This is a genomic window from Roseovarius sp. MMSF_3359, from assembly GCF_030733385.1.
Lineage (GTDB): Bacteria > Pseudomonadota > Alphaproteobacteria > Rhodobacterales > Rhodobacteraceae > Roseovarius.
In genome coordinates this window covers 49,945-70,255 of sequence record NZ_JASHJC010000007.1, presented here as the reverse complement: position 1 = coordinate 70,255, position 20,311 = coordinate 49,945, and the positions used below count along the sequence as shown (strand labels likewise).

Below are 20,311 nucleotides of genomic sequence, written 5' to 3'. Positions count from 1 at the left end.
CTTTCTCATTCAAATCAGTGATCGAAGTTGGTAAGCCCGCCGCAACCGCCTGCGTGTGAGGAAACCATGACGACGATCAAGCTGCACAACACCAAGACCCGCAAGAAAGAGGAGTTTACCCCTCTGGATGAGAAGAATGTGCGGATGTATGTTTGCGGGCCGACGGTCTATGACCGCGCGCATCTGGGCAATGCGCGGCCCGTGGTGGTGTTTGATGTCCTCTACCGGCTTTTGCGGCACATCTATGGCGTGGATCATGTGACCTATGCGCGGAATTTCACGGATGTGGATGACAAGATCAACGCGCGCGCGGCCGAGAGCGGGCGGCCTATTGGCGACATAACCGCCGAGACGACGCAGTGGTTTCTGGATGATATGGGGGCGCTTGGGGCGTTGGAGCCGGATGCGATGCCACGGGCGACCGAGTTCATTCCGCAGATGGTCGCGATGATCGAGAAGCTGATTGCCGATTGTCATGCCTATGTTGCGGAGGGTCATGTGCTTTTCCGGGTGCGGTCCTACAAGGACTACGGCGCGCTGTCGGGGCGGTCGGTCGATGACATGATCGCGGGGGCGCGGGTCGAGGTGGCGCCCTACAAGGAAGACCCGATGGATTTCGTTTTGTGGAAGCCGTCTTCGGAGGAACTGCCGGGGTGGGAGAGCCCCTGGGGTCGGGGGCGGCCCGGCTGGCATATCGAATGCTCGGCCATGGCCTACGAGCTTTTGGGCGAGAGTTTCGACATTCACGGCGGCGGCAACGACCTGATGTTCCCGCACCACGAAAACGAGATTGCGCAGTCATGCTGCGCCCATCCCGAGGGTGGTTTCGCACAGGTCTGGATGCATAACGAGATGTTGCAGGTCGAGGGCAAGAAGATGTCCAAGAGCCTGGGCAATTTCTTTACTGTACGGGATTTGCTGGATCAGGGGATACCGGGTGAGGTGATCCGGTTCGTCTTCCTGAGTACGCATTACCGCAAGCCGATGGATTGGACAGCGGAGAAGGCAAAGGAGGCCGAGAAGACGCTACGGAAGTGGCGTGAGTTGACGAAGGACGTGGACGCTGGAGCAGTATCCTCTGCTTTTCTGGAACTCCTGGCTGACGACTTGAATACGCCGGGTGCAATTGGTGAGCTCCACAAGCTAGCGTCTCGACCGTTTAGTTCAGCGTTCAGCGCAGGCTTTGACAAATCGAAACAAGATTTGCCTTCGCTCAAAGCTTCGGCGCAAATGCTAGGTTTGCTGGATGATGAGTTAGGTGGTTGGGAGGAGGCCAGATACGTCAAGTCCGGCGATTTGGCTTTCGGTACAAACGAAGAGGTGGCGAGTCAGATCGACGAACTGGTTTCTGAAAGAGCGAGTGCGAAAGCGAGTAAGGACTTTGCCCGCGCTGATGCAATACGCGATGCGCTCAAAGAAGCCGGGATCATAATCGAAGACAAGAAAAGTGGATCAGAGTGGAAATTCGGTTCATCAGTCGATTTGGAAAAGCTGAGGTCACTGAAATGAGTACCTCCAATCAGACCTTGTTGCCCGGCACCGCCGGGCCGCGCCCGACCCTCCCCACGGGAGGGCGCCTAGATGAGGTTTCGCACCGAAGAGGTGTTTTGCAGAGTGACGCCGACAGTCCCCCCTTCTACTGTTGCTTGCGCCCCCCCAGGTTCGGGCGCGGCCCTACTGTCATGGCGACTTCCGCTGTATCCGTGGGGCTCTATCGGTGCGGCGATGAATCTGTCGAACAGCTTGTTCCCAACGCAGACTTCGCTACAGGGCCGAGCGGGGCGGGCGCATGACCATGGAACGCCTCTACATCTATGACACCACCCTGCGTGACGGGCAGCAGACGCAAGGCGTGCAGTTTTCGACCCCTGAGAAACATCAGATCGCGGCCGCACTTGACCAGTTGGGCGTGGACTATATCGAAGGCGGCTGGCCCGGGGCGAACCCGACCGATAGCGAGTTCTTTGACGCGGCCCCCGAGACCCGCGCGCGGCTGACCGCCTTTGGCATGACCAAGCGCGCCGGGCGCAGTGCCGCCAATGACGAGGTGCTCGCCGCGGTGATGAATGCCGGGACGCAGGCGGTTTGCCTCGTGGGCAAGACCCATGATTTCCATGTCGAGACCGCGCTGGGCATCACGCTTGAGGAAAACACCGACAACATCGCGCAATCCGTGGCGCATATCGTGGCGCAGGGGCGCGAGGCGCTGTTTGACGCGGAACACTTCTTTGACGGCTACAAATCCAACCCGGACTACGCGATCACGGCAGTGAAGGCTGCCTATGATGCCGGTGCGCGCTGGGTCGTGCTCTGCGATACGAATGGCGGTACGCTGCCCGGCGACATTCATGCCATCACCCGCGCGGTGATCGAAGCGGGCATCCCCGGGGATTGCCTTGGCATCCACACCCATAACGACACGGAAAACGCCGTGGCGGGAAGCCTTGCCGCGATTGATGCGGGCGCGCGGCAGGTGCAGGGGACGTTGAACGGGCTGGGTGAACGCTGCGGCAATGCGAACCTCACGGCGCTCATTCCCACGCTTCTGCTCAAAGAGCCCTATGCCAGCCGGTATGAGACCGGGATCAGCCGCGAGGCGCTTGGTGGCCTGACGCAGGCCAGTCGGCAGCTTGACGATATCCTCAACCGCGTGCCGCTCAGGCAGGCGGCTTATGTCGGCGCGTCGGCCTTTGCCCATAAGGCGGGGCTGCATGCCAGCGCGATCCTCAAGGATCCGACCACTTATGAGCATATCGACCCCGAAACCGTGGGCAATGCACGGATCATCCCGATGTCGAACCAGGCGGGGCAGTCGAACCTGCGTCGGCGTCTGGCCGAGGCTGGGTTGGAGGTCGAAAAGGACAGCCCGGCGCTGCCGCGCATCCTTGATGAGATCAAGACGCGCGAGGCCAAGGGATATACCTATGACAGCGCGCAGGCGTCGTTCGAGCTGCTGGCGCGGGCCGAGTTGGGCATCCTGCCGGAGTTCTTCGAGGTCAAACGCTACAAGGTCACGGTGGAGCGGCGAAAGAACAAGTATAACAACATGATATCGCTTTCCGAGGCCGTCGTGGTGGTCAAGGTCGATGGCGAGAAAAAGCTGTCGGTCTCCGAATCCATGGACGAGGCCGGAAGCGATCGCGGCCCGGTGAACGCGCTTGCCAAGGCGCTGGCCAAGGATCTGGGCCGCTACCAGGATCAGATTGCCGATATGCGGTTGGTGGACTTCAAGGTGCGTATCACCCAGGGCGGTACCGAGGCCGTGACCCGCGTCATCATCGACAGCGAGGATGGCCAGGGGCGGCGCTGGTCCACCGTGGGGGTCAGCCCGAACATCGTCGATGCCTCCTTCGAGGCGCTGCTTGACGCGATCAACTGGAAGCTCCTGCGTGGAGACGGCTGACCTCAACGCCTGCGCCGACCTGGTGCGCCGGGCCGATCCCGACCGGTTCATGGCCGCGATGGCCGCACCGGTGGCCGCGCGCCGGGTGCTGTTTCCGATCTATGCGTTCAATGTCGAGGTGGCGCGGGCGCCCTGGGTTACGCAGGAAAGCATGATCGCCGAGATGCGCCTGCAATGGTGGCGTGATGCGCTGGACGAAATCCGCGCGGGCGGCAAGGTGCGGCGGCACGAGGTGGTCACACCGCTGGCGGAGGTGCTGGATGCCGACGGGGCCGAGCTGTTGGACCAGTTGGTGGCGGCACGACGGTGGGATATCTATCGCGACCCGTTCGAGGACGCAGCGCATTTTCACGACTATCTCGACAAGACCGCCGGGCACCTGATGCTGGCCGCGGGGCGGGCGCTTGGGACCCCGCCCGAAGATGTCCTTCGCGATGCAGGATTTGCCCAAGGCCTCGCCAATTGGATGCGGGCCATCCCCGCGTTGGAGCAATCCGGGCGGATCCCCTTGCCGGATGGCCGCCCGGAGGCCGTCGGTGCGCTTGCGGCGGAGGGGCTACGCCGCCTCGCGCGTGCCCGTGCGGCGCGGTCCGGTGTCCCACGTGACGTGCGCCCCGCGTTGTTGCCGGCCTGGCAGAGCGGCATGATCCTGAGGCGGACGCGGAAGGTTCCAGCGCGGGTGGCGGCGGGAGAAGTATCACCGGCGCCGATCCTGTCGCGCGCGGTTTTGATGGCGCGCGCCTTGTCGGGACGCTGGTAGAGGCAATTTGCGGTCCCTATGCGGCACGAAAAAGGCGACCCCAGGGGGGCCGCCTTCGATAGACTGGAGAGTGAAAGCGCGTTAGCTGCGGCGCTTGCGGCGCAGACCGGCAAGACCGGCAAGACCACCCACCAGCAGCAAGCCGGACGCCGGCAGCGGAATCTGTCCGCCGATCGGGCCGCCTTCGAGGTCGACATTAACGTCGCCCTGGGACTTGTTCAGCGCCCTGGCCGTCGCCTTGGTGCAAACTTTGCAGTTGTTCTTCAGCACCCTCATGTCGAACCAATGGGCCATACCATAGTTCTTGTTCTTATTGTTGGCGCCGTTGTTCACCCCGTTGCTCGGCCCGATCTGGGTCGCGTAAGGACCCTTGTTCGGCATCCGTGACACCTTCATGACCAGACCCGCCAGGGCGCCATAACCGGTCAGCGTTCCCGATTGCAGATCACGGAAGAAGGTTTGCCCCGGAACGGCTTTCGATCCGTTCTCGGATTTGAATTGCGGCGTGAACTTGAACTTGCTGTCATAGTTGAACGACACCTTGAAGCCTGAACCGGCCGTGTTTTGCGACTCGACCGAACCGGTCAAGGTTGCGGTGCCATTGTCATACATCGAAAACTGGCCAGCCGGCTTGAAGTCGAAGTCCGAACCGATACTGCCGATGCCGGATTTGATCCAGATGCTGTGATCTGATCCCGATCCGACCGCTGATGTCACATCATACTGATGCGTCAGCGTTGCGGCCATCGAAGTCCCCGCGGCGGCGGTTGCAACCGCTGCTGCCAGGAGCATCGTCTTGATACGCATAGAGTGGTCCCCCTTAGTTAACCCACGCAAAGCAATTGTTAGAAATTATTGCGCCGTTACCTTATCATAATCCCGGGGTTTGAGCAGGTTTTTGCCCAATTTTCGCCATATTTCCGCCACATTTCAGATTGGCCGGAAAACACGTTGAAAAGTCACCGAAAAATCCACTCAACCTATGGTAAAATATTGAAATATATGAAGGAATCTTCACCCATGACGTGTGCGGGCTTGGCAGAGTACGGTGCTGGTTGTGTTCCGATCCTGTGCCACGACCTATGATTCGGCCGGTCTGAGCACCAGCCAGATCAGCGCGCCGCCGGCCAGGACCAGGAATGGCGCCATGGCGAGGTTGACCGACATCCAGCCGGTCTGCGCATCCCCGCCGGAGCAGTTCATAAGCCCCCCGGAAGAGAGCGAGGCGAGGGTGACGCCGCCGAAGACCAGCAGGTCGTTCAGCCCCTGCATCCGTCCGCGTTCATGGGGCTCATGGGCGGCAGCCAGCATCGAGGTGGCGCCGATGAAGCCGAAGTTCCAGCCGAGGCCAAGCAGGATCAGCGCGATGAAGAAATTCTCCAGTTCGACCCCCTGCAGGGCGACAACGCCCGCACCCGCGAGGATCACGAGACCAAGCCCGACGATCTTTTCCACGCCGAAGCGGGCGATCAGGTGACCGGTGAAGAAGGAGGGCGCGAACATCGCGAGGACATGACCGGTGACGATATCGGCGGCGTTGCCTTCGGTGAAGCCGCAGCCCACGACCGCCAGCGGCGTCGAGGTCATGACGAGGTTCATCAACGCATAGGAGACGGTCGCGCAAATCACCGCGACGGCAATGCGCGGGGTTTTCAGAAGCTCAAGCCGGGTGCGGCCCCGCGGCGTGTCCTCGGCGGGGGGTGCGGGTTTCGGGATGTCGAGGAAAAGAAAGAGAAGTGAGCCGAGGATATTGAGCGCGACGATGGCGATGTAGGTGCCCATGAAGGGGATCACCATCGCCTGCGACGTGACCTTGACCAGTTGCGGGCCAATGACCGCGCTCGCCAGCCCGCCGGCCATCACGTAGGAAATCGCCTTGGGGCGGAACGTGTCGCTGGCGGTATCTGCGGCGGCGAAGCGATAGAAAGCCTGCGCCGACATGTAGATCCCGCTGATGAAACTGCCCAGAAGGAAGATCGGGAAGGAGGCGAGGTAAAGCCCGTAGGCGCCGATCGCCCCGCCGAGCGCACCGGCACCCGCGCCGATGAAAAAGCCCGCCTTGCGGCCCCATTTCTGCATGATCGACGAAAGCGGCGTGGCCGCGACCATCGAGCCCAGCACGATCAGCGAAATCGGCAGGGTTGCGAAGCAGATATTGCTGGCCAGGGTCTGACCGGCCAGGCCGCCCACCACAAACATCATCGCCATCTGCGCGCCCAGGATCGCCTGCGCCAGCACCAGCACCCGCACATTGCGCCAGGCACGCTGATCGTCGCTCCGGGTCGCGCGGGTCCGTCCGGCAAGCGGGGAGGGCGACTCGATCGGTGTCTGGGTGGGTTTGGTCATGCGCCCAGAGCTATTCCGATGGCAGGGGGGCTGCAAGCGCAATCGGAGCGGCGTGGACCTCGCACGATGGCTTGCGATTCAGCGCCTTAGCGGACATGAAGGGGCATGACGTTACTCTTGCTTGCCGGGACCGGATTGGCGCAGGACATTGCCCGCCGGTTGGATGACCGAAAGACCGACGTGATTGTCTCGCTGGCCGGTGGGTCACGGACGGCTGCGGCGGCGGGCGGCCATGAGGTGCGGATCGGCGGGTTTGGCGGCGACGCGGGGTTTTGCGCCTATCTGGCGGAGCGGGGCGTGAGCGCGGTTCTCGATGCGACCCATCCCTTTGCCGCGCGCATCTCGGACCGCTCCGCCCGGATCTGCGCCGAGTTGGGCCTGCCCTATGCCCTGGCGCAACGACCGCCATGGGTCCCGCAGGCGGGTGACCTGTGGCAGATGGTCGAGCGCGAAGAGGAGGCGGCGCGACACATTGCGCCGGGCAGCACTGTTTTTCTGGCCACGGGGCGGCAGACGCTGGAGCGGTTTGCCAATCTGGGGGCATGTCAGTTGATCTGTCGGCAGATTGACCCGCCTGACCGGGCGTTTCCGTTTGAAAATGGGCGTTTCCTGGTGGGGACGCCGCCGTTTTCCGTGACGCAGGAGCGGGAGTTGTTTGCCGAGCTGAAGGTCGATTGGCTGGTGGTCAAGAACGCCGGGGGCGCGGCGTCGGCGACGAAACTGACCGCGGCGCGGGAATTGGGGGTGCAGGTGGCGATGATCGAACGGCCCGCGCTGCCCGATGCCCCGGTGATGCGGAGTGCCGAGGAGGCGCTGGACTGGGTGGCGGTGCTGTGACGGGGCGGATCATCGAAACCGATGCCTGCGTGGCCGAAGGGGCCGAGGCGTTGCGGGAAATCTGCCCGCGGCTGTCAGAGGCTTATGACCTGACCGGGAAATTGCCGCTTCGGCGAAAACCAGACGGGTTTGCCGAGCTTTTGAGCGCGATCGTGAGCCAACAGGTCAGTGTCGCCTCGGCGCAGGCGATCTGGGGCCGGATGAAGGAGGCCCGCTTGACCGGGCCGAGACAGATCGCGCGGGCGAGCGACGAGGATTTGCGCGCGGTGGGGTTGAGCCGTCAGAAGATGCGCTATGCGCGTGAGTTGGCAGGCGCTGGTATTGATTTCAAGGGGTTGCGGGGCGCTCCTGATGCGGATGTGATTGCAACGCTCACCCGCGTGCCGGGCATCGGGGTCTGGACCGCGGAGATTTATGCAATGTTCTCGCTTGGCCGGGCGGATGTATTTGCGCCGGGCGATCTGGCGCTGCAGGAGGCCGCGCGGGTGCTTTATGATCTGCCGAAACGGCCGACGGAGAAAGAACTCAGGCAGATGGCCGAGGCGTGGTCCCCGTGGAGATCGGTTGCCGCGCGGATACTTTGGGCCTACTACCGGGTGGCGAAGGACAGGGAAGGGATCAGATGACGCGCGTTTTGCAATCGGAGCGGCGGGAGCCGGTATCGGGGACGGTGAGGTCCATCGTCGTGTTCCTGCATGGCTATGGCGCCAACGGGGCGGACCTTCTGGGGCTGGCCGATCCCCTAGGAGAGCATATGCCGGACACGCTGTTCGTGGCGCCCGATGCGCCCGAGACGATCCCGGGCATGCCGTTTGGCCTGCAGTGGTTTCCGATCCCGTGGATTGACGGGTCGTCAGAGGAAGAGGCAGAGCGGGGATTGGTCGCGGCGGCGGAAGATCTGAATGCCTATCTCGATGCGCTGATGGTCGATGAGGATGTGCTGCCGGAACAGGTGGTGCTATTCGGGTTCAGCCAGGGCACGATGATGGCGCTGCATGTGGCACCGCGGCGCGAGGATGAGATTGCCGGGATTGTCGCCTTCTCGGGGCGGCTCTTGTCGCCGGAACTCTTGAAGGACGAAACGCAGAGCCGTCCGCCGGTCCTGCTGGCCCATGGCGATGCCGATGATGTGGTTCCGCCGCAATCGCTGCCGCAGGCGGCGGAGGCGTTGCAGGAGGCGGGTTGGCAGGATGTCTATGCGCATATCATGAAGGGTACGGCCCATGGGATTGCGCCCGATGGGTTGCAGGTGGCTTTGGCCTTCATGACCGACAAGCTCGGGCTCTGATCCTGCTGTTGCCAAATTGAGTGCGCGTGCCGCGCACGCCTGGTATCTCGTTGTCGATCTGCGATCTCCGCCTCGGGGGCGTGTGGCGGGCGTGACGCTTTGCAATGGGGTTGCAGTGCGGTGTCAGCCGTCCCAAAGGCGCGGCTCGGCAAACTCGAGGCTGTTGCCCGCGGGGTCGCGGAAATAGATCGAGCGGGCACCGTTAGGCCAGTGGAAGTCCGCTTCGATGGGAATTTCCGCGGTTTCGAGCCAGTCCCGCCAGGCGGTGATTTCAGCGGCCTCGGCGGCGAAGCAGAAATGGCCTTGCCCCATGGCGCCGTGTCCAGGAACGGGCAGTTGTGCGTTGTCGGAGCCGATCCGTGTTGCGGCGGGGTCAAAGATCAGCAGGATGGTGTCGCCGACACGGTAGAAGACATGCCGGCCCTCGACGCGGGCCACCGTATCGAGACCCAGAATGGTGCCGTAGAAATGCTCGGCGGCGGGCAGATCGTCCACGTAAAGCGCCGCTTCGAGTGCGGCGCCCGGCGGGTTGGGGCGAGAGGGATGCGGCATGGTCATGGGGGCAGTTTAGGACCGGAGGGCCGGCGCTGTCATCCCTTGCGGATAACTGTCACGAAATCCTCACAAATGGCTCATAACAGTTCGGCCATATCAATCGCTTATCTTGGGGTTGTCAGAGCGAAAACACGAGATATAGTGGTCCCAATATCGGTACGGAGCGGTCAATGGACGGTGAATTCAGAACCGAATTTGTAAGAGAGCCAGCGGCGTTGAAACAGCATCCCGCGCTTGTGTTGAACGCGGATTACAGGCCGCTTTCCTATTACCCCCTGTCGCTCTGGACCTGGCAGGAGGCGGTCAAGGCGGCCTATCTCGACCGGGTGGATATCGTTGCGGAGTATGACCACTGTGTCCACAGCCCAAGCACGGTGATCCGAATACCGTCGGTGATCGTCCTCAAAGATTACGTCAAACCCCAAAAGCGCGTGGCCTTCACGCGCTTTAATTTATTTCTGCGGGACGAGTTCCAGTGTCAGTATTGCGGGGCGAAGGGAGAGTTGACCTTTGACCATGTGGTGCCGCGCGCCGATGGGGGCGTGACCAGTTGGGAGAACGTCGTGGCAGCCTGCAGCCCGTGCAACCTGCGCAAAGGGGCCAAGAGCCTGCGCCGGGCGGGGATGAGCCTGCGCAAGCCGCCGCGGGCGCCGGGGGCCGAACAATTACGAAATCAGGGGCGTAAATTCCCGCCCAACCACCTGCACGAAAGCTGGGTCGACTTCCTTTATTGGGATGCGGAACTGCAGGCCTAATTGCGCTCATGGTCCCGAGATGGGCTCAAGCGGACGGCTGAGATACCTTTCGACGATCTCGAAAAGCACGACGTCATAGGTGCCGGGTGTGATTTTGCTTAGATCCGGTGCGCCAGCGGCATTGTCGATGATATCGACTTTTTCAAACGTCCCTTCGAAGTACTTTGCGATCTGGGTGATGAACGAATCCCCGATGAGGAGGATCGACCCGGCCTTTGCGCCGCGGGCATGGGGCGGGCGGACCGCGGTGATACTCTCGGGCGGGCCGTTTTCCTCGCCGAGCAGACCGTATAGATCGCCCTGGAAATCGGTCACCTCCCGCAGGCGGAGCGCATCGCGGGGAATGTCGGGTACGTCGATACCGCGTTCCACCAGGGCGCGGCGCAGGTCGACAAACCCGGTATAGGCGCCCAGATCGGTCCAATGGCTGTCGGTTTGGTAATACACCTTCGTGTCGGATTTCGCCGCACGCAGGGCCGGACGCAGGTCGATCAGCGGCAGGTCACGATCCCGGGCACGGCGCTGCACCTCGTCGAGGCGGGTCTCACCAGCGACTTGCCGGGGGTAGTTGCTCAGGTATTCCGGATAGATCGAATGTTTGTTCGGGGCGACGGCGGCGATGAAGACGGCCCCGGAGGCCTCCGCCCGAGCCTCGATCAGCTCCAGACCATCGAGCCAGGCGTCGGCTTCGCCTGCCGAGAAGGGCAAAAGGCCGCGATGCAGCGCCAACGCCGCGTTAAGCGTGTTGAAGATCCAGCCGTCATCGCCACGCACCGCTTTGAAATCGGCGGAGGAGGGCAGCACCTTTTCCAACTCGAAACCGATCTTGAGATAGCTGCGGCGCAGGCCGAAATGGTCGCGCATCCAGGCATTGACCGTCTCGGGGAAGGCGGTCCAGTCGGCGCGTATCCCGGCAAGGCTGGGCGTGGCGGCGAGGCTGCGGTTTTCGGCCCCGGCATCCACGGGGGCCTGCCGTGCCAGGTGGATCAGCATCGGGACAGCGATCAGCATCAGGAAGGTGAGGGCGGTCAGCAGGTTTCTTACGCGATCGGCCATGGCGGTCAGAACCTGAAATAGATGAACGGGTTATAGGACCCGGTGGCGAGATCGGCGGCGCAGAGCACCAGAAGCGCGCCGACCCAGACCGGTTCCATAAGGGTACGCGGTGCCGGGTGCGCGAGGGCTGCGGTGCGGCCGGCCACCCATTGGGCCGGGCGGCTTTCGGCGATGAGTGGCCAGACGGCGATGACCGCGCCCAGGGGCAAAAGGATGGCGAGCTGCGGCGCGTAGATCTGATCCAGGGTGACCGCGCCGCTGCCTTGTCCGGCCAGTGCCGCGAAGTAAATCAGCGCCTCGCCCCAATCCTCGGTCCGGAACGGCACCCAGGCCAGCATCACGACGAGGAGCAGGTAGGCGTGGCGCAGCACCAGCGGCATCGCGGTGATGGCGCGACCCAAGGGGCTGCGCTCCAGCACGAGGAAGGCGCCGTGCCACGCGCCCCAGATGATAAAGGCCCATTCCGCCCCGTGCCAGAAGCCGCAGAGCAGGAAAACGATGGAGAGGTTCAGGTAGGTGCGCAGCGCGCCATGGCGATTGCCGCCAAGCGGGATGTAGAGATATTCGCGGAACCAGCGCGACAGCGACATGTGCCAGCGCCGCCAGAATTCGGTGATGGAGCGTGACATGTAGGGGAAGTTGAAGTTCTCGGGGAAATCGAACCCCATCATCCGGCCGAGCCCGAGCGCCATGTTGGAATAGCCCGCGAAGTCGAAATAGATCTGCAGCGTGTAGCAGACGAGGCCAAGCCAGGCCGCCCCGGGGCCAAGCGTGGCCAGATCGGCGCCGAATGCCGCATCCGCCGTCTGGCCGAAGGCGTTGGCCAACAGGATCTTCTGCGCTAGCCCGCGGGTGAATTGCCGCGCGCCCGAGGCGAAGCGATCAAGGCTGTGGCCGCGGTTGGTAATCTGCTCGGCGACGGTGTGGAAGCGGACGATGGGGCCGGCGATGAGCTGCGGGAACATCGAGATGAATAGTGCGGTATCGAGCCATTTTTGCGGCGCTTCGGCCTCGCGCCGGTAGATGTCGACGAGAAAGCTGATGGCCTGGAAGGTGTAGAAGGAGATGCCGAGGGGCAAGTGCAGATCGAGCGGTTCGGCGGAACTGCCCAAAGCGTCGAGCAATACCTCGGAAAAGAACCCCGCGTATTTGAACACCCCAAGCGCCAGCAGGTTCGCCCCCACGCCGATGGCCAGCACCCGCATCGTCCGGTTCCCGGCAAGGATTCGGGCCATCACATGGTTCATCGTGATCGAGGCCAGCAGCAGGAGGATGAAGACCGGCTCGCCCCAGGCATAGAAGACCAGAGAGCCGAGCAGAAACACGAGGTTGCGAAAGGGCAGCAGGAAGTAGAGCGCGAGGAACGTCGGCAGGAAATAGAACAGGAAAGGGATGGAGGCGAATGTCACGTCAGGAAATGCCGGTTTGATCTGTGGCGTTGATCTGTCTTATCCGCGGTGATGTGGAACGACAACCGCCTGCTACACTTCTATCCTGACCCCGTCATTGCCGATGGTCAGTGGCCCCTCCCATGTAGCGCGAATGGCGGCTTCCCAATCTTCGGGTCCATAGGTGGGGTCGGCTCCGGGCACGAAATGATGCAAGGCGAGGTGCCTGACGCCCGCGTCGCGCGCGATCCGGCCCACATCCGGCGCGCTTGTATGGCTGCGCATCAGGTGGCGTTTCAGCCGGTCATCCGGCATATCAAGGCTGGCGCAAAGCGCATCGACACCTGCCTCCAATAGCACCTCATGCACCAACAGGTCGGCATCTTGGGCAAATGCGGCCATGCCATCGAAATAGGTGGTATCGCCCGAAAGCACGATCTTCTTGTCGTGTGTTTCGAAACTGAGCGCGTAGCTTTCGGTAATGGGCGGATGCTGGTTGCGCAGGGCGCGGATAACGAGGCCGGATTGCTCTTCGATCACGCCGTCCGCGATCTCGCGGATTTCTGCCAGCGGCGCCAGGGCGCAGCGGCCTTCGTCTTCGATCCGGAGCGAGATGTCGAAATCCATCGCGGCGAGAAACCCGCTCCAATAGGCGCCAAGGCCCGCGGGGCCGATGATGGGGATCGGACGGCGCAATCCCGCCACCCAGGCGGTGTGAAGGAGCGGCCCGAGTTCCAGGTAGTGATCGGAATGAAGGTGGGTCACCACGATCAGGTCCAGATCGGTCAGTGCCACCCCCTGGTCGCAGATGCCGCGCGCCGCACCAAGACCCGCATCGACCAGGATCACCTTGCCCCCGACCCGCAGCAGCGTCGAGGTGGGCATGTTCGATCCGGGCTTGATCGCGGGGCCACCCTTGACGCCCATCAGGGCGACCCAGGTCTCGTCGGTTGCTGTCACGTGGCTCTCCTGCGCATCGTCGCACGAAAAAGGCGCCGCTGCGGGGCAGGGCGCCTTTTAGTTCCGAATCCGCGTGGGATCAGTTTTTCTGCGGGGCGCTTGCCGCCTGCTGTGGCTTGGAGGGGGCACCGCCGCCGGCCTTGGCGTTGAGCGGATCGTCCTGACGTTGCACCGAGCCTTCGAAATGGGCGCCGGATTCGATCGCGATAGTCTTGTGGATGATGTCGCCTTCGACACGCGCGGTCGAGGTCAGGCGGACCTTGAGGCCACGCACGCGGCCCACGATGCGGCCGTTGATGACGACGTCATCGGCGATCACTTCGCCCTTGATGGTGGCACCTTCGCCGATGGTCAGCAGATGCGCGCGGATGTCGCCCTCGACCGTGCCTTCAACCTGGACGTCACCGGTGGTCTTGATGTTGCCGGTCATATGCAGGTCGGTCGACAGGACCGATGCGGGCGGTTTCGCCTTGGGGGCGCTGGCCTTGAAGTCGCCGCCCGCGGGGGCGTCGGACTTGAAGGTGTCGGGCTTGCGTTCCGGAGCAGCAGGTTTGCTGGTTTCGTCAGCCTTGGCGCCGGGTTCGTTGATTTTGCTTTTAGAAAACATCTCTTGCAGCCTTGATATAGATCATGGGGTTGACGGCCTTGCCGCCGACACGGACTTCGTAGTGTAGATGTGTGCCGGTCGAACGTCCAGTGTTCCCCATAGCAGCAATCTTGTCCCCGCGCGAGACCCTTTGGCCCTTCTTCACGAATATCTTGGAGTTGTGCGCATAGCGCGTCTCGATGCCGAATTCATGCTGGATCTTGACCATCAGCCCATAGCCCGATTGCCAGGTCGCGTGGGTCACGACCCCATCGGCGGTAGCATGGATCGGCGTGCCATGGGGGGCGGCGAAATCGGTACCTTTGTGCATTCGGCCCCACCGCATCCCGAATCCCGAAGTGAAGCGGAACGCATTCTTGACGGGCAGGGCAAAGGGTGCTTTCTGCGCGGCGATCCGGTAAAGGTTCAGCTCGTCCATCTGGTTGAGCAGGCGGTTGGCCCGCAGCGTATCATGCGAAAGCTCCTCGCCGCGGGTCGAGAAGGTCAGCGGCGTGAGCGGCCCGCCTTGCCCGGAATAGCCGCGGCGCACCTGCGCCAGAAGGTTGTCGGTATCCATGCCCGCCGCGCGGAACATCTTGTCCAGCGGCTCGACCGAGATCGTCATCGCCTCTTCAAGCTGGCGGAAGATCTGATCGTTCTTGTCGCGCATCAGGGCGATTTCCTCGGCCATGCGGTCGGCCTGGATCAATGCCTCCTGCGCATCGGCGATAACCTTGTCGCGTTCCTGCGCGGTTTCGGCCAGGGCGGCGGTGAGGAAATCGAGCGCGCCGCTGCTATCCTCGTCCAGGGCACCATTCGCGGCACCGGTCGCGCTCTCGTCGCTCATCGCCTTGGCCAGCTCGGTGGCCTCCTGGCGGGCAACCTCACGCTCCTTCATGGTGCGGCGCAGGGTGGATTGGATGACGTCGATCCCGGTCTCAAGCTCCGTGCGGCGAATTTCGGAGGCGAGCAGTTCCGACTGCATCACCGAGATCTGCTCCAGCGCAGAGTTGAACCGTTCCTGCGCGGCCAATGCCTCTTCGGCGCGCTTGTCGCGCTCGGATGACAGCGCGTTCAGGCGGGCCTCATAAGTGCGTTGGTCGCGTTTGGCCTGCTCGCGGAAATTGCCCGAACCGATACTGTCCATGAGAAGGATGGCCGTGGCGATGATGGCCCAGGAGACGATGGCCGAGGCGCCGACAAAAGCGAGAAGCTGGGATTCAGGTCTGAGCCGGATGAATCTGGTGTCGGTGTCCGAGCGCAGGAAAACGCGGCGCTCAGGAAAGTGGCGCTCTAGCAGCGCATGGAATTTGATCGCGATCCTTGTCCGCAAGAAACTGTCCCTTTAGTGTCCCAACCCTTTGACGGCGCATTCTTTGAACGGTCGAGCGCCTTGGCGAAGTGCTTAACCAGAGCTTTCCCGTTGGGCAAGATTTTTGACCAAGAGTGCGGCAAAATTGGGCCGAATGTTGCTTTGACGGCAAAAAGTTGCCGATTAGCAAGGGCTTGGGTGCGGCAACCTGTCCGTTCCTGATCCGACTTCGCGGGGAAATTGCGGGGTGCAACCGGGCGTTGTGGTGTCCCGGAGGCGTGGCGACGCGGTCAGTCGCGGACCGATGATGTCGCCGCGAGGGGCCAATAGAAGTCCGGCGGCAACCCGGCCTCGGCCCGCTTCTCTTCGTTGAAGGGCGGCTTGAGGGGGCCGTGAAAGTAGCGCTGCACCAGGTCGTGAAAGGCGTCCTTCGGGTCGATATCATGGCGCCCGCAGAGGAAGTGAAACCACTTGGAACCATAGGCGACATGACCGACCTCTTCGGCATAGATCACCTTCATGGCGGCCACGGACTTTTCGTCGCCCGCCCGTTCGAAAATCTCGATCATGCCCGGGGTCACATCGAGGCCGCGCGCCTCGAGCACCATGGGAACGACGGCGAGGCGGCCCATGAAATCTTCGGCCGTATCTTCGGCAGCGCGCCACATGCCCGCATGGGCGGGAAGCGCGCCGTAGTGACTTCCAAGAGCTTCAAGGCAGTCGCATATCAGGTTGAAATGTTTTGATTCTTCGTCCGCGGCCTTCACCCAGTCGTCGAAATACCCGATGGGCATTTTAACGTCCGCAAAGCGCGCGATGATGTCCCAATGCAGGTCGACGGCATTCAATTCGATATGTGCCACCGCATGCAGGATCGCGATGCGGCCCTTTTCGCTGCCGGGGCGGCGGCGCGGCACGTCGCGCGGGTCCAGAAGCTCGGGTTTGTCGGGCCGGGCCGGGCGCAGGGGTGGCGATGTCCGGCCGATGGCGATCTCTTCACCGGCCTTGCGCGCGGCAAACCACGTCGCCGCATGGGCGCGTGACAGGGCCGTCTTGGCGCGGCCGTCGGCGGTGCCCAGCACGTCGACGGCCATCTCGCTCAGGGTCTTGGCGCTCATAGCGCCTTCGCCGCTTCCAACACCGCCTCGGCATGGCCCGGCACTTTGACCTTGCGCCAGACCTGCGCGACCTTGCCGTCCCCGTCGATCAGGAATGTGGAGCGTTCGATTCCCATGAACTTCTTGCCGTACATGCTCTTTTCCTTCCAGACGCCGTATTGTTCGCACACATCGCCCTCGGCATCCGACAGAAGCGCCACGCCAAGCCCGTGCTTGTCGCGGAACTTGTCATGTTTGGCGATCGTGTCCTTGGAGATGCCCATGATGGTGACGCCCGCCTTGGCAAAGTCATCGACCATCCCGGTAAAGGCAATCGCTTCCTTGGTGCAGCCGGACGTGTCGTCGCGCGGATAAAAGAACAGAACCGCCTTGCCGGGGCGCAAGGCCGACAGCGTCACATCGCCGCCGCCATCGCGGGGCAGGGTGAAATCCGGGGCGGTATCTTGGGGCTCGGGCATGGTGTCTCCTTTAGGGGTGCAAAAAAGTGAGTTTCATATTAGGTCGCAAGCAGCAAGAATAAAGCCAAGAGGCAGCAAAGACCGGCATCGCGTCCGGTGATCCGAAAAAGATGAGCGACAAGAGCGATCAGATCAGACCCAAGGGGCGTAAGCGGCGTCTGTTGGCCCGGCTCATGCTGGCGCTGGTGGTGGTGCTTGTTGTCGGTGGGATCTACGCGACGACGCTGGTGGGCACGCAACTGACCGCCCCGGAATGGGTGCGGGCGCGCCTGGTGGAGCGGCTCAATACGCAGCAGTCGGATTTCAATGTCGAGGTCGGCGAGGTCGGCTTTGTCATGCAGGAAGGCTGGAAGCCCCGCATCCTGCTGCGTGATCTGCAGGTGGACGACACCGCCGGCACGCCCTTGGTGAACCTATCGGACATCGCTGGAACCGTGGCGCTCAGGCCGCTGATGCAAGGGCGGCTGCAACCCGCGTCGATCCAGCTTTCGGGCGCGCGGATGACCCTGCGCCGTGCGGCGGATGGCAGCATCGACTTTTCGCTGGGCGACACCGGGTCGACCGTGGACCGGGCCGCCAACATCGCCGCGTTGATCGACGATCTCGACAAGCTCCTGATGCGGCCCAATTTCCGCGCGCTGAAAAGGATCAGTGCGGAAAACCTGACCGTGCAATATACCGACCTGCGCGCCAAACGGGCGTGGACGGTGGATGGCGGTCGGGTTCAGTTGACCCGTGATGGCGACGACCTGACCATTCGCGGTGACTTTGCGCTTCTGGGCGGGCGGGCCACGGCGACCACGCTTGCGGTTAGCTACAGCGGTCGGATTGGCGATACTGCGGCCGAGCTGGGGTTGAGTTTCCAGGATATGGCGACGGACGACATTGCCGGGCAATCACCGGCGCTGGCGTGGCTCGGGGCGCTTGATGCACCGATATCCGGCGCGCTCAGGGCGGGCGTGGACAGTGCCGGTGCGCTTGGTCCGCTGAACGCCACGCTGCAGATCGGCGAGGGGGCGTTGCAACCGACCGAGGCCACCGATCCGATCGCGTTCAAATCGGCGCGCAGCTATTTCACCTATGACCCCGTGACCCAGGTGATGCAGTTCGACGAACTGTCGGTTGAGAGCAACTGGGTCAGTGCGAGCGCCTCGGGCCGCGCCAGCCTTGTCGGGATCGAAAACGGCCTGCCGCGCGAGATTCTTGGGCAGATGCAGGTCAGCCGGATCAGCGCAAACCCGAATGGAACCTATCCCGAGCCTATCGAGCTTGAGGGTGCGAGCCTCGACGTGCGCCTCCAGATCGAACCGTTCCTCTTGTCGCTTGGCCAACTTACGCTGAGCGATCAGGGCGGTACTTTCGTGGCCTCCGGAAACCTCCGGGCGGCGCCGGACGGGTGGGATTTTGCCCTCGACGGGCGGCTGGACGCGCTGACGCCGGAACGGCTTGTGGCGCTCTGGCCACCTGGTCTGGCCCATGGCACACGCCGATGGATCGACGAGAACGTGTCGAAGGCGGATCTGAGCGATATTCAGGTGGCCCTGCGCCTGCATCCAAAAACCAATCTCGACTATTTCCTGGCCTTTGATTTCGCCGGGCTGACGACACGGTTCGTCAAGAAACTGCCCCCCATCGAGGACGCGAAAGGGCATGCGTCGCTGATCGACAACCGCTTTGTCATCACCGCAGACAGCGGCTACGTGACCCCGCCCCAGGGCGGCAAGATCGACGTATCCGGCACCAGCTTCATTGTAACCGATGTGCGGCCCAAGAGGACGCCCGCACAGGTCAGGTTGCGCACCTCGTCCACGTTTACTGCGGCGCTGTCGCTTCTCGACGAGGAACCGTTTCGCTTCCTGACCAAGGCGGATCAGCCGGTGACGCTGGCCGACGGGCGGGCGGACCTTGCGGGGCAGTTGGACCTTCTGCTGATCAAGAAGCTCAAGACGTCGGACGTGTCCTTCGACGTGACCGGCACGCTCAGCAATCTGCGCAGCGAGAAGCTGGTCGAGGGGCGGATCCTCGATGCGGCCGAACTGACGGTGCAGGCCAATAACGACGACCTCAGGATCGGCGGCAATGGACAGATCAGCAATGTGCCTTTCAGCGGCGAATGGCAGACCGGGCTTGGCCCCGGCGGAGATGACAAGAGCCGATTTACCGGACAGATCGAACTCTCCGAGCGTTTCGCGGATGCGTTTCGCATCGGGTTGCCGCCGGGCAGTATCTCGGGCGCGGGGCAGGCCGACATCACCATCGAACTGGCCCGTGACGCGCCGGGGCGTTTTTCGCTGTCGTCCAACCTTGCCGGTGTTGGCCTGGCGCTTCGACAGTTGGGCTGGGCCTTGCCGCAATCTGCAACCGGGGCGCTGATCGTCGCGGGTCAGCTCGGGTCGCCCCCGCGGATCGAGACGGTCAGCCTGGAAGGGGGCGGGTTGAGCGCGCAAGGGTCGGTCAACCTCTATGAAAGCGGGGCGTTGGAACGCGCCTCCTTTTCGCGGGTCCGGATGGGCCGATGGCTTGATGCGCCGGTGGACCTGATCGGCCGGGGGGCAGGGGCCGCGCCCGCGGTACGGGTCCGGGGCGGGCGGATCGACATGCGCCACACCACCCTTACCGGAAGCGGCGAGGGAAACAGGCGCGCGCGGGGCGGTCCGGTCTCGCTGGTACTCGATCGCTTGCAGATCTCGGACGGGATCGCGCTGCTCGATTTCCGGGCCGAGCTTGATACGTCGCGGGGGGCCGACGGCAATTTCACCGGCAAGATCAACGGTGGTGCGGTCATCAACGGCCGGGTGGTGCCGCAGGGCGGACGCAGCGCCTTTCGCATCCAGTCCGAGAATGCGGGCGCCGTGATGGTGTCGGCGGGCCTATTGAACAATGCCCGCGACGGAAAGATGGATCTTGTCCTGACCCCGGCACCGGAAAAGGGCAGCTACAACGGGCAATTGGGCATCGACGATTTCCGTATTCGCGACATTCCGTCTATGGCGGCACTGCTGAACGCGGTCAGTGTGATCGGTATCCTGGAGCAGTTGCAAAGTGACGGGCTGCATTTCAACCGTGTCGATGCCAGGTTCCACCTCAGCCCGGATCGCGTGACCCTGATCGAAAGCAGCGCCACCGGTGCGTCGCTGGGGATTTCGATGGACGGCTATTATTACATGGCCAGCAAACGCATGGATATGCAGGGTGTGTTCTCTCCGATTTACCTGGTGAATGCCTTGGGGGGGATCTTTACCCGCCGCGGAGAGGGGCTCTTTGGCTTTACCTACACGATCAAGGGGCCAGCGGCGTCACCGCAGGTGTCGGTCAATCCGCTCTCGGCGCTGACGCCAGGGATGTTCCGGGAGTTCTTCCGCCGGGAGCCGCCAAAGATCAGGCGTGATCCCGCGCCGCAGGGTGGCACATCGTCCGGCAACGTCACTGCGCCCGAAACCCGCGAACCCGCGCCGCAACCCTCAGAAGCCGGCCGGGACCGGTAGGACA

Annotated in this window: 18 protein-coding genes; 8 read left to right on the top strand and 10 right to left on the bottom strand. The window is 62.9% G+C overall.

The window, feature by feature from the left end; genetic code table 11:
- The first annotated feature begins 66 nt into the window (after positions 1-66).
- The 3 genes from cysS (at position 67) to RBB29_RS11755 (ending at position 4,163) form a co-directional block, all read left to right on the top strand.
- Positions 67-1,509 carry a cysteine--tRNA ligase gene (gene cysS / locus RBB29_RS11765; protein ID WP_306116612.1) on the top strand — a complete coding sequence of 481 codons (1,443 nt, stop codon included), beginning with the start codon at positions 67-69 and terminating at the stop codon, positions 1,507-1,509.
- A 280-nt stretch (positions 1,510-1,789) separates the two neighbouring features.
- Entirely contained in the window at positions 1,790-3,403 is a 1,614-nt protein-coding gene (gene cimA / locus RBB29_RS11760) for a citramalate synthase (RefSeq protein ID WP_306116611.1), read from the top strand.
- Positions 3,390-4,163, top strand: coding sequence for a squalene/phytoene synthase family protein (locus RBB29_RS11755; protein WP_306116610.1), 774 nt, complete (start codon positions 3,390-3,392; stop codon positions 4,161-4,163). The genes cimA and RBB29_RS11755 overlap by 14 nt, the downstream gene beginning before the upstream one ends.
- A gap of 81 nt (positions 4,164-4,244) precedes the next feature.
- Here RBB29_RS11755 and RBB29_RS11750 read toward each other — a convergent pair whose 3' ends face one another.
- Together RBB29_RS11750 and RBB29_RS11745 are read right to left on the bottom strand one after the other, a co-directional pair.
- A complete protein-coding gene (locus RBB29_RS11750) occupies positions 4,245-4,910 on the bottom strand; it encodes a VPLPA-CTERM sorting domain-containing protein (RefSeq protein ID WP_306116609.1) in 666 nt (221 codons plus the stop codon).
- A gap of 333 nt (positions 4,911-5,243) precedes the next feature.
- Positions 5,244-6,509: an MFS transporter gene (locus tag RBB29_RS11745; protein ID WP_306116608.1), complete on the bottom strand. Its 1,266-nt coding sequence runs from the start codon at positions 6,507-6,509 to the stop codon at positions 5,244-5,246.
- A 105-nt stretch (positions 6,510-6,614) separates the two neighbouring features.
- Here RBB29_RS11745 and RBB29_RS11740 point away from each other — a divergent pair, with 105 nt between their 5' ends.
- Genes RBB29_RS11740 through RBB29_RS11730 form a run of 3 tightly spaced genes read left to right on the top strand, consistent with a single transcriptional unit; the run spans position 6,615 to position 8,634 of the window.
- Positions 6,615-7,346, top strand: coding sequence for a cobalt-precorrin-6A reductase (locus tag RBB29_RS11740; protein WP_306116607.1), 732 nt, complete (start codon positions 6,615-6,617; stop codon positions 7,344-7,346).
- Positions 7,343-7,972 (top strand): DNA-3-methyladenine glycosylase, encoded by a 630-nt coding sequence (locus tag RBB29_RS11735; protein ID WP_306116606.1) that lies wholly within the window; start codon positions 7,343-7,345, stop codon positions 7,970-7,972. Before RBB29_RS11740 ends, RBB29_RS11735 begins: the two co-directional genes overlap by 4 nt.
- Entirely contained in the window at positions 7,969-8,634 is a 666-nt protein-coding gene (locus RBB29_RS11730; RefSeq protein ID WP_306116605.1) for an alpha/beta hydrolase, read from the top strand. The genes RBB29_RS11735 and RBB29_RS11730 overlap by 4 nt, the downstream gene beginning before the upstream one ends.
- 123 nt (positions 8,635-8,757) lie before the next feature.
- Here the strand turns inward: RBB29_RS11730 and RBB29_RS11725 are convergent, their stop codons facing one another.
- Positions 8,758-9,186, bottom strand: coding sequence for a VOC family protein (locus RBB29_RS11725; RefSeq protein WP_371931496.1), 429 nt, complete (start codon positions 9,184-9,186; stop codon positions 8,758-8,760).
- A 173-nt stretch (positions 9,187-9,359) separates the two neighbouring features.
- Between RBB29_RS11725 and RBB29_RS11720 the strand changes: the two genes are divergently transcribed.
- Complete coding sequence (locus RBB29_RS11720) at positions 9,360-9,944, top strand: HNH endonuclease (RefSeq protein WP_306116603.1); 585 nt, start codon at positions 9,360-9,362, stop codon at positions 9,942-9,944.
- 6 nt (positions 9,945-9,950) lie between these two features.
- Here the strand turns inward: RBB29_RS11720 and RBB29_RS11715 are convergent, their stop codons facing one another.
- The 7 genes from RBB29_RS11715 to RBB29_RS11685 form a co-directional block, all read right to left on the bottom strand.
- Entirely contained in the window at positions 9,951-11,000 is a 1,050-nt protein-coding gene (locus tag RBB29_RS11715; protein WP_306116602.1) for a hypothetical protein, read from the bottom strand.
- Positions 11,001-11,005: 5 nt separating this feature from the next.
- Entirely contained in the window at positions 11,006-12,409 is a 1,404-nt protein-coding gene (locus tag RBB29_RS11710) for an MBOAT family protein (protein WP_306116601.1), read from the bottom strand.
- 72 nt (positions 12,410-12,481) lie between these two features.
- Positions 12,482-13,348, bottom strand: coding sequence for an MBL fold metallo-hydrolase (locus RBB29_RS11705; protein WP_306116600.1), 867 nt, complete (start codon positions 13,346-13,348; stop codon positions 12,482-12,484).
- Positions 13,349-13,427: 79 nt separating this feature from the next.
- Positions 13,428-13,955: a polymer-forming cytoskeletal protein gene (locus RBB29_RS11700; protein WP_306116599.1), complete on the bottom strand. Its 528-nt coding sequence runs from the start codon at positions 13,953-13,955 to the stop codon at positions 13,428-13,430.
- Positions 13,945-15,267: a M23 family metallopeptidase gene (locus RBB29_RS11695; RefSeq protein WP_306116598.1), complete on the bottom strand. Its 1,323-nt coding sequence runs from the start codon at positions 15,265-15,267 to the stop codon at positions 13,945-13,947. The genes RBB29_RS11700 and RBB29_RS11695 overlap by 11 nt, the downstream gene beginning before the upstream one ends.
- Positions 15,268-15,536: 269 nt before the next feature.
- Positions 15,537-16,364, bottom strand: a complete 828-nt coding sequence (locus RBB29_RS11690) for a ferritin-like domain-containing protein (RefSeq protein WP_306116597.1) — start codon at positions 16,362-16,364, stop codon at positions 15,537-15,539.
- Positions 16,361-16,822: a peroxiredoxin gene (locus RBB29_RS11685; protein ID WP_306116596.1), complete on the bottom strand. Its 462-nt coding sequence runs from the start codon at positions 16,820-16,822 to the stop codon at positions 16,361-16,363. Before RBB29_RS11685 ends, RBB29_RS11690 begins: the two co-directional genes overlap by 4 nt.
- Before the next feature lie 110 nt (positions 16,823-16,932).
- Here RBB29_RS11685 and RBB29_RS11680 point away from each other — a divergent pair, with 110 nt between their 5' ends.
- Positions 16,933-20,307 (top strand): AsmA-like C-terminal region-containing protein, encoded by a 3,375-nt coding sequence (locus RBB29_RS11680; RefSeq protein WP_306116595.1) that lies wholly within the window; start codon positions 16,933-16,935, stop codon positions 20,305-20,307.
- The last annotated feature ends 4 nt before the right edge of the window (positions 20,308-20,311 follow it).

What these genes read in the sequence shown, in the direction of transcription:
- cysS (WP_306116612.1), top strand. Translation starts at nt 67, where the DNA reads ATGACGACGATCAAGCTGCACAACACCAAGACCCGCAAGAAAGAGGAG.
- cimA (WP_306116611.1), top strand. Translation starts at nt 1,790, where the DNA reads ATGACCATGGAACGCCTCTACATCTATGACACCACCCTGCGTGACGGG.
- RBB29_RS11750 (WP_306116609.1), bottom strand. Translation starts at nt 4,910, where the DNA reads ATGGCCGCAACGCTGACGCATCAGTATGATGTGACATCAGCGGTCGGA.
- RBB29_RS11745 (WP_306116608.1), bottom strand. Translation starts at nt 6,509, where the DNA reads ATGACCAAACCCACCCAGACACCGATCGAGTCGCCCTCCCCGCTTGCC.
- RBB29_RS11740 (WP_306116607.1), top strand. Translation starts at nt 6,615, where the DNA reads ATGACGTTACTCTTGCTTGCCGGGACCGGATTGGCGCAGGACATTGCC.
- RBB29_RS11730 (WP_306116605.1), top strand. Translation starts at nt 7,969, where the DNA reads ATGACGCGCGTTTTGCAATCGGAGCGGCGGGAGCCGGTATCGGGGACG.
- RBB29_RS11725 (WP_371931496.1), bottom strand. Translation starts at nt 9,186, where the DNA reads ATGCCGCATCCCTCTCGCCCCAACCCGCCGGGCGCCGCACTCGAAGCG.
- RBB29_RS11720 (WP_306116603.1), top strand. Translation starts at nt 9,360, where the DNA reads ATGGACGGTGAATTCAGAACCGAATTTGTAAGAGAGCCAGCGGCGTTG.
- RBB29_RS11715 (WP_306116602.1), bottom strand. Translation starts at nt 11,000, where the DNA reads ATGGCCGATCGCGTAAGAAACCTGCTGACCGCCCTCACCTTCCTGATG.
- RBB29_RS11700 (WP_306116599.1), bottom strand. Translation starts at nt 13,955, where the DNA reads ATGTTTTCTAAAAGCAAAATCAACGAACCCGGCGCCAAGGCTGACGAA.
- RBB29_RS11690 (WP_306116597.1), bottom strand. Translation starts at nt 16,364, where the DNA reads ATGAGCGCCAAGACCCTGAGCGAGATGGCCGTCGACGTGCTGGGCACC.
- RBB29_RS11685 (WP_306116596.1), bottom strand. Translation starts at nt 16,822, where the DNA reads ATGCCCGAGCCCCAAGATACCGCCCCGGATTTCACCCTGCCCCGCGAT.
- RBB29_RS11680 (WP_306116595.1), top strand. Translation starts at nt 16,933, where the DNA reads ATGAGCGACAAGAGCGATCAGATCAGACCCAAGGGGCGTAAGCGGCGT.